The sequence below is a fragment of the bacterium genome, from assembly GCA_016789445.1.
Lineage (GTDB): Bacteria > Patescibacteriota > Minisyncoccia > Phycocordibacterales > UBA2100 > UBA10103.
This window is the reverse complement of record JAEUQT010000012.1, coordinates 1-253: the sequence shown is the minus strand read 5'-3', so window position 1 is coordinate 253 and position 253 is coordinate 1. Positions and strand designations below refer to the sequence as shown.

The 253-nt window shown below is 66.0% G+C and carries 1 protein-coding gene; it reads left to right on the top strand.

What is annotated here, in order from left to right:
- Positions 1-253: cadherin repeat domain-containing protein (locus tag JNK62_04805; GenBank protein MBL8158824.1), on the top strand; the 253-nt coding region annotated here is incomplete at both ends.

Below are 253 nucleotides of genomic sequence, written 5' to 3'. Positions count from 1 at the left end.
CCATCGTGGGTGGTGCCGATGCCGCCAAGTTCAGCATCAATGCCAGCACCGGAGCCCTGAGCTTCATCTCTGCGCCCGACTTCGAAGCCCCGACCGATGCCGGCGGGGACAACGTCTACGATGTGATCGTCCAGGTGGCCGACGGCCAGGGCGGCACGGACAGTCAGGCCATCGCCGTCACTGTGACGTCCGCCAACGACAACGCGCCAGTGATCACCAGCGCTGCCACGGCGAGCGACGCGGAGAACAACAC